Annotated in this window: 3 protein-coding genes; all 3 read left to right on the top strand. The window is 74.8% G+C overall.

Annotated elements, in window-relative coordinates:
* The first annotated feature begins 11 nt into the window (after positions 1–11).
* A complete protein-coding gene (locus VGR37_21550) occupies positions 12–5000 on the top strand; it encodes an amino acid adenylation domain-containing protein (GenBank protein HEV2149997.1) in 4989 nt (1662 codons plus the stop codon).
* A gap of 53 nt (positions 5001–5053) precedes the next feature.
* Complete coding sequence (locus VGR37_21545; protein HEV2149996.1) at positions 5054–7084, top strand: M1 family metallopeptidase; 2031 nt, start codon at positions 5054–5056, stop codon at positions 7082–7084.
* Between the two features lie 301 nt (positions 7085–7385).
* The coding region (locus VGR37_21540; protein ID HEV2149995.1) for a condensation domain-containing protein at positions 7386–8685 on the top strand (1300 nt) is incomplete at its 3' end.

The raw sequence follows: 8685 nt of genomic DNA, 5'->3' as shown, positions 1-8685 counted from the left end.
GGGCCGCGGCGTTGCGCGCGCACCTCCGCGCCTCGCTCCCCGAGTACATGGTGCCGTCCGCCATCGTGGTGCTCGACGCGCTCCCCCGCACCCGGCACGGCAAGGTCGACCGCCCTGCGCTCCCGGCGCCGGAGCGCCGCTCCGAGGCGGGCTACGTGCCCCCGCGCACCCCTGTGGAGGCGGCGCTCGCCGCGATCTGGGGGGAGGTGCTGAGCGCGGGCCCGGTCGGCGCGCGGGACGACTTCTTCGTCCTGGGGGGCCACTCCCTGCACGCGGCCCGGGTGACTTCGCGGATCCGGGAGGCGTTCGGGGTGGAGGTGCCCCTGCGGGCGTGCTTCGAGGCCCGCACCCTGGCGGAGCTGGCCAGCGTGGTGGAGGCGGCTGCCCGGGGCGGGGCCGGCGAGCCGCCGCCGCCCCTGGTGCCGGTGCCCCGTGACGGCACGGAGCGGCTCCCGCTCTCCTTCGCGCAGCAGCGCCTCTGGTACCTGGACCAGCTGGAGCCCGGGAGCAGCGCCTACAACATGGCGACCGCCCTGCGGGTGCGGGGGGAGCTGAGCCCCGCCGCGCTGCGCCGGAGCCTGGACGACCTGGCCGCGCGCCACGAGGTCCTGCGCACGACGTTCCCGGCACCGGGCGGGAAGCCGATGCAGCGGATTGCGGCGCCGGGCCCGGTCCCCCTGCCGGCAGTCGACCTGTGCGCCCTCGAGCCGGCCGCGCGGGAGGCGGAGCTGCTGCGGCTCGCCCGCGGCGAGGCGGCGCGCCCCTTCGACCTGGCCCGCGGACCCCTCCTGCGGGCTGTGCTGGTGCGGCTGGACGGGACGGACGCGGCGATCCTGTTCACGCTTCACCACATCGTCAGCGACGGCTGGTCCACCGGGATCCTGGTGGACGAAGTCGCGCGGCTGTACGCCGCCCGCCGGGACGGGCGGGAGCCCGGCCTCACCGGGCTGCCCGTCCAGTACGCCGACTTCGCCGGGTGGCAGCGGGACTCGCTGCAGGGTGGGGCCCTGGAACGGCAGCTCGCCTTCTGGCGCGAACAGCTGCGCGGCGCCTCCCCGCTCCTGGAGCTTCCCACCGACCGTCCCCGTCCCCCGGTGCAGGGCTCGCGGGGGGCGAGCGTCCCCTTCGCGCTCGCCCCGGACGCGGTCCGCGGCCTCCGCGAGCTGGCCAGGCGCGAGGGCGCGACGCCCTTCATGTTGCTTCTTGCCGGCTGGCAGGCGCTCCTCGCCCGCTACGCGGGCGAGGAGGACGTCCTCGTCGGCGTCCCGGTGGCCGGGCGCACCCGGATCGAGCTGGAGCGGCTGATCGGGCTCTTCGTGAACACGCTGGTGATCCGCGCCGACCTGTCGGGCGAGCCCGGCCCCCGCGAGCTGCTGGCCCGGGTGCGGGCGCGGGTGCTGGAGGCGCACGCCCACCAGGACCTCCCCTTCGAGCGGCTGGTGGACGAGCTGCGGCCCGAGCGCTGCCAGGCGCACGCCCCGCTGGTCCAGGTGATGTTCACCCTGCGGGACGCCCCCGCCGGCGGGGAGGTGCTGGAGCTGGGCGGCGCGCGCCTGGAGCCCATGCCGGCGGCGGGCGCCGCCGCCAAGTTCGACCTCGCCCTCTCGGTCATCGACTCTGGCGGGCGTCTGCACGGGGAGCTCACCTACCGGACGGAGCTGTGGGACGGCGCCGGCATCGAACGGATGCTGGGGCACCTGGCCACCCTGCTGGAGGGGATGGCCGCGGACCCGGAGGGCGCGGTGGCCGCCATCCCGCTGCTGAACCCGGCCGAGCGGGCCCGTGTGCTGGTGGAATGGAACGCCACGGAGCGTCCCCACCCGTCCCGGTGGTGCGTCCACGAGCGGTTCGCGGAGCAGGCGCGGCGCACGCCCGGGGCCGTCGCCGTCGCCGACCGCGACCGCTCGCTGACCTACGCGGAGCTGGACCGGCGCGCGAACCGACTCGCCCGCCACCTGCACGGGTGCGGGGTCGGTCCCGAGGCGCGCGTGGCCGTGTGCGTGGAGGGCTCCCTGGAGAGGGTGGTGGCCGTCGTGGGCACGCTCAAGGCGGGGGGCGCCTACCTCCCGCTCGACCCGCAGTACCCGGTGGAGCGCCTGGCCTTTCTCCTGGAGGACGCTTCCGTCACGGCACTGGTCGCGGAGGAGGCCACCCTGGCCCGCCTCCCGGCGCACGCGGGGGCGACGGTCGTCCTGGACCGCGGCGCGGAGCGCCCGGAGGGGGAGGAGGAGGACGCCCCGGAGGTGGCGGTCGAGCCGGAGAACCCGGCGTACGTGATCTACACCTCCGGGTCCACGGGGCGGCCCAAGGGGGTGGTGGTGACGCACGCGGCCCTGCTGAACCTTGCCGGCTGGCACGCGCGCGCCTTCGGCGTGAGCGCCGCGGACCGCGCGACGCAACTCGCCTCGTTCAGCTTCGACGCGGCGGCGTGGGAGACCTGGCCGTACCTGCTGGCCGGGGCGAGCCTGTACCTGGTGGACGCCGGGACGCGGGCGTCGCCGGAGGCGCTGCAGGCGCTGCTCCTGGAGCGGGGGATCACGCTGGCCTTCGTCCCGACGCCGCTGGCGGAGGGGGTGCTGGCGCTGGAGTGGCCGGCGGAGACGGCGCTGCGCGCGCTGCTCACGGGGGGCGACGCGCTGCGCGTGCGCCCGCGCGCGGGGCTGCCCTTCGCGCTGGTGAACGCCTACGGGCCGACGGAGGCCACGGTGGTCGCAACCTGGGGGGAGGTCGCACCCGGGCCGCGGGAGGGCGGGCTGCCGTCGATCGGCCGGCCGGTCGACAACGCGCGGGCATACGTGCTGGACGCGCGGGGCGAGCCGGTGCCGCAGGGGGTGGTGGGGGAGCTCCACGTGGGGGGCGCCGGGGTGGCGCGAGGGTACCTGGGCAGGCCGGGGCCGACGGCGGAGAAGTTCGTCCCCGACCCGTTCTCGGCGGAGCCGGGCGCGCGGCTGTACCGGACGGGGGACCGGGTGCGCTGGCGCGCGGACGGCGAGCTGGAGTTCATCGGGCGCACGGACGCGCAGGTCAAGGTGCGCGGCTTCCGCATCGAGCCGGGGGAGGTCGAGGCGGTGCTCCTGGCCCACCCCGGCGTGCGCGAGGCGGTGGCGATGGTGCGCCGGGACGCGGCGGGCGACGCGCGCCTGGTCGCCTACGTCGTTCCCGCCGCGGGGGTCGCGGCTGATCCCCCCGAACTGCGCGCGCACGCGGCGAGGCACCTCCCGGAGCACATGCTGCCCGCGGCGGTGGTGGTGCTCGACCGCCTCCCCCTGACGCCCAACGGCAAGACCGACCGGAGCGCGCTCCCGGAGCCGGACCCGGGGAGCGGCGCCGGGAGCTACGAGGCCCCCGGCACCCCCGTGGAGCGGACCCTCGCCCGGATCTGGTCGGAGGTGCTCCGGGTCCCGCGCGTGGGTGTGCACGACCGCTTCTTCGACCTGGGTGGCGACTCCATCCTCAGCATCCAGGTGGTGGCGCGGGCTCGGCAGGAGGGGGTGCACCTCACCCCTCGCCAGATGGTGGAGCACCCCACCATCGCCCGGCTCGCGGGGGTGGCGGGGAGCGCCTCCGGGACACCGGAGGAGCAGGGGGCGCTCGCCGGAGAGGTTCCGCTCACCCCCATCCAGCACTGGTTTTTCGAGCAGGAGATCGGCGATCGCAACCACTGGAACCAGGCCTTTCTCTTCGCTCCGCGCCGTCACCTGGACCACCGGGCGCTCGCGCGCGCGGTCGGATTGCTGATGGCCCACCACGACGCCCTGCGGTTGCGGTTCCACCGCGGCGGCGGGGGGTGGACGCAGCGGTACGCCGACCCGGGAGGCCCCGCGCCGGTGCTCGCGCTGGACCTGTCCCGCCTCCCGGCGGGGGAGCGGGAGCGCCGCCTGGAGGCGGTCTCGGGGCAGGTGCAGGCCAGCCTCGACCTGGAGCGGGGGCCGCTGCTGCGGGTGGTCCGCTTCGACCTGGGTGCGCGGGGGGAGCGGCTCCTGCTCGTCGTCCACCACCTCGCCGTCGACGGGGTGTCGTGGCGCGTGCTCCTGGAGGACTTGCAGCGGCTCCTGGAGGGAGGCGGGGAAGCGGGCGATCTCCCCCCGAAGACCTCCTCCTTCGCGCGCTGGGCGCAGCGGCTGGCGGAGCACGCCGCGTCCGACGAGCTGCGGCGCGAGGCGGATCTCTGGACCGGACTCCACCACGACGACCCGCCGCGCCTTCCCGTAGATCATCCCGGAGCGGAGAACCGCCCCGCGCGGGCGGGCTACGTGACGGCGGGCTTCGACGCGGACGAGACGCGCGCGCTGCTGCACGAGGTGCCCGCCGCCTACCGCACGCGGATCAACGACGTGCTCCTCGCCGCGCTGGCCCGCTGCCTGGCGGGGTGGAGCGGGGAGCGGCGCGTCCTGCTGCACCTGGAAGGACACGGGCGGGAGGACCTGTTCCCGGACGTGGACCTGTCCCGCACGGTCGGGTGGTTCACCTCGCTCTTCCCGGTGCTCCTGGACCTCCGGCGCGCCTGGGGGGAGGCGGAGGAGCTGAAGGCGGTCAAGGAGCAGCTCCGGGGCGTCCCCGCCGGCGGGATCGGGTACGGGCTCCTCCGCTACCTCACCCCCGACCCCGACGTCCGGAGCGAGCTCCGCGCCCTCCCCGTCCCCGAGATCAGCTTCAACTACCTGGGCCAGTTCGACCAGACGGTATCCGGGTCCGGCCTGTTCGCCGTGGCGGACGAGCCCATCGGCCCCTCCCATGGGCCGGGCGGCCGGCGCGCGCACCTGCTGGACGTCGTCGCGGCGGTGGAGGACGGGGTCCTCCGGGTCCGCTGGACGTACGGCCGGGACGTCCACCGGCCGGAGACGGTGGAGGCGCTCGCCGCGCGGTACCTGGCCGAGCTGCGCGCGCTCGTCGCGCACTGCCGCTCTGCCGACGCCGGAGGGTTCACCCCCTCCGACTTCCCCCTGGCGCAGCTCGACGAGGCGACGCTGGCCATGCTGGAGGCGGACCTCCACCCATGAGGGCCGCTCTCCCCGTCCGCCGGAGCACCCGTACCCGAACCGGAGCCGCCCCCATGCCAAAGCCGGGAGTCCCCGCCGTCCTGTTCCTCGCGCTGCTCGCCGGCGCGTGCGCCGGCTCCGGCGGCCCCGCGGCGGGTCCCACGCCCTCCGACACGGCGACGCGGCACCTGCTGCGCCCCGTCCCCGTCCCCGCCGCGTTCCGCGCCGCGATAGAGCGGGGGACGCGGACCACGACGGGCGCGCCGGGGCCCCGCTACTGGCAGCAGGAGGTCAGCTACCGGATCGAGGCTGAGCTGGACCCCGCGACCGCCCTTCTCCGCGGACGGGAGTGGATCGTGTACCGAAACCGCTCCCCGCACCCGATCCGCTCGGTGGTGCTCAACCTGTACCAGAACATCTACTCCGAGGGCGTGCCGCGGAACCGGTTCGCGCCGGTCACCGGGGGAGTGCAGCTGGAGCGCGTCGCCGCACAGGGGGAGGCGCTCCGTCTCCTGGGCGCCGCCGAGCTGCAGGAGGTGCGGGACGAGCCCCCGGCGGGCGCACCCGCCGGCTACGCCGTCCGGGGCACCCTCGCCCGGATCGTCCTTCCCCGGCCGATCGCTCCCGGTGACAGCGCCGTGCTGGAGGCGGACTGGCGGCACACCGTCCCCCCCGCGCCAAGCTTCCGCACCGCGTACGCGGAGGGGCGCCGGGGGAGGGGGTTCCTGGTGGCGCAGTGGTACCCGCAGGTGGCCGTCTTCGACGACGTGGCGGGGTGGGACGCCACCCCGTACCTGGGAGACGGGGAGTTCTACCTGGAGTACGGCGACTTCGACGTTGCGCTCACCCTGCCGGCCGGGTGGGTGGCGGGGGCGACGGGCGTGCTCCTGAACCCGGGCGAGGTGCTCGCCCCCGGGGCGCGCCGCCGCCTGGACGCGGCCGCCCGCTCCGACACGGTGGTACGGGTGATCACCGAGGCCGACTTGGACGCCGGCCGCGCCACCCTCTCGCCCCCGGGCGGCAAGCTGACCTGGCGATTCCGGGGCGAAGACGTCCGCGACTTCGCCTTCGCCGCCTCCAACCGCTACCGGTGGGACGTGCTCCCCGCGCCCGTGGCGGGGGGCGGGGGGGAGGCGGGGAGCGTCCTCGTCCACGCGCTCTACCGCGCCGGCACGCCCGCGTGGGACGAGGGCGCCCGCTTCGGCAGGCACGCCGTCGAGTTCTTCAGCAGGACGCTGGCTCCCTATCCCTACCCGCAGGTCACCGTGGCCGAGGGGCCCATGGCCGGCGGGATGGAGTATCCGCAGATCGTCTTCATCGGCGGGTACTCTGACCCCAAGGACCTGCACTCCGGGATCGTGCACGAGGTGGGGCACCAGTGGTTCCCCATGCTGGTGGGGAGCGACGAGGCCGCGAACGCCTGGATGGACGAGGGCGTGGTCACCTACTACGAGATGCTGGGCCGGAACGACCTCTTCCCCGAGGACGACCTCCTCGCCCCCGATCGCGCCGGCTACCTGTCGGTGGCCGGGGGACCGTCCGAAGTCCCCCTGATGCGGCACACCGACCTGGTGAGCCCCTACGGGGCCCGCTACATCGCGGCCTACTCCAAGCCGGCGCTCCTCCTCCGTTCCCTCCGCGCCGTGGTGGGGGAGGAGCCCTTCCGCCGGGCGATGGACGCCTACCTGGCGGAGTGGCGGTTCCGGCACCCCACGCCCTGGGACTTCTTCAACACCTTCGAGCGGGTCTCCGGGCGAGACCTCGGCTGGTTCTTCTACCCGTGGTGGTGGGAGACCGGCACGTCCGATCTGGCGGTCGAGAGGGTGGAGGTGGCGAGGCCCGGGACCGTGAGGGTGACCGTGCGCGACGTGGGCGAGGTCCCGGTCCCCGCCGTGGTCGTGGTGACGACGGCGTCCGGGGCCACCGCGCGGGCGGAGATCCCGGTGGCCGCGTGGCTGGCGGCGGGGAGCCGGACGGCGACGGTGGACGTCGCCGTGAGCGGCGCTCCGGTCCGGGTGGAGGTCGATCCCGAGAAGCTCTTTCCGGACGTCAGCCGAGGGAACAACACGTGGTCCCGCGCGCAGGGCGGCGTGCCCACACCGTAGTTCCTTCCGTGCGCGGCAGCGCTCCCTGGTCGTAGTGCGGATATTTGCGGTATAGTTGCGATCACAATGCGACTATGTTAACATGTACCGGGGGTTGAAGGGAGCGGCCGGCCTTCTTCCACGCGGTTTCGCCCCGGCTGCCGACGGAGAAACGGGCTGCGGCAGCCCACGCACGTCATGCCCATAGGTAAGGACATCTAATCTCAGTTCGGCCGTCTGTACGCTTCGCTCCTCCTCCCGAGCTCGGCCGGGGCCCCGGAGGCAGGTCGGGAAACGGCTTCTGCCCGGACGAAGGGACGACATGAGCAAGCGCACGATTATGGAGGACGTGTACCCCCTGTCTCCTGCACAGGAAGGGATGCTCTTCCATGCCATCTCCGACCAGGGCTCCGGCGTGTACGTCGGGCAGTTCGGGGCGAGGCTCGCGACCGGCCTGGACGTGGATGTGTTCGAGCGGGCGTGGCGTGGGGTGGTGGAGCGGCACCCGGTGCTGCGGACCGGGTTCGTGTGGGAGAAGGTGGACGCGCCGCTACAGGTCGTGCGCAGGGAGGCGGCGCTCCCTTTCCGGCACGAGGACTGGCGGGGGGTGGACGAGGAGGAGCAGGCGAGGAGGATCGCGGAGTACCTGCGCGCCGACCGGGAAGCCGGGTTCGACCTGGCGCAGCCGCCGCTGATGCGGCTCGCGCTCTTCCGGCTTGGCGACGCGGCGCACCAGCTGGTGTGGACGCACCACCACCTGGTGCTGGACGGGTGGAGCCTGGCCAACGTGTACCGCGAGGTGCTCGCGCTCTACGAGGCCGGCCTGGAAGGGCGCCAGGCGAGGCTGGGGCACCCCCGCCCCTACCGCGACTACATCGCCTGGATCAAGCGCCAGGACCTCGCGGGCGCGGAGCGCTTCTGGAGGGGCGAGCTCGCCGGGTTCTCCACTCCCACCCCGCTCGGGATTGGGCGTGCCGCGGTGGGTGACGCGGAGGCGCGGATGGAGGCGGGGCGGTGCTCCGCCCGTCTGTCGCCGCCGGCAACGGCCGCGCTCCACGCGCTGGCCCGCCGCGGACAGGTCACGGCCAACACGGCGGCGCAGGGGGCCTGGGCGCTCCTGCTCGCCCGGTACTCCGGCGAGGAGGACGTGCTCTTCGGCACCTCGGTATCCGGGCGCCCGCCGGAGCTGGAGGGGATGGAGGAGATGGTCGGCATGTTCGTCGGCACCCTCCCCGTGCGGGTCCGGGTCCCGCCCGACGCCCCCGTCCTCGCCTGGCTGGAGAGGCTGCACCGCAGGCAGGTGGAGACGCGGGAGTACGAGTTCTCCCCCCTGGTGCAGGTGCAGAGGTGGAGCGAGGTGCCCCGCGGCCGGCCGCTCTTCGAGAGCTTCCTGTCGTTCCAGAACTACCCCGTGGACCCCACCGCCCGCGACCGCTTCGGCGTGAAGGACATGTGGGGGCTGGAGAGCGACGACTATCCCCTCTCCGTGACCGTCTCCCCCTCCGGGGAGGAGATGCTGCTGGACTGCACCTTCCACGACGCACGCTTCCGTCCCGACGAGGTCGGGCGGGTGCTGGAGCACTTCCGCAACCTGCTGGAGTCGCTGGCGGCCGGTCCGGACC

The organism is Longimicrobiaceae bacterium, from assembly GCA_035936415.1.
Lineage (GTDB): Bacteria > Gemmatimonadota > Gemmatimonadetes > Longimicrobiales > Longimicrobiaceae > JAFAYN01.
The sequence above is the reverse complement of the archived record's forward strand: the minus strand, read 5'-3'. Positions and strand labels throughout refer to the sequence as shown.

Bases quoted from the DNA above. Each gene is read 5' to 3' on its own strand.
- VGR37_21545 (HEV2149996.1), top strand. From the start codon at position 5,054: ATGCCAAAGCCGGGAGTCCCCGCCGTCCTGTTCCTCGCGCTGCTCGCC.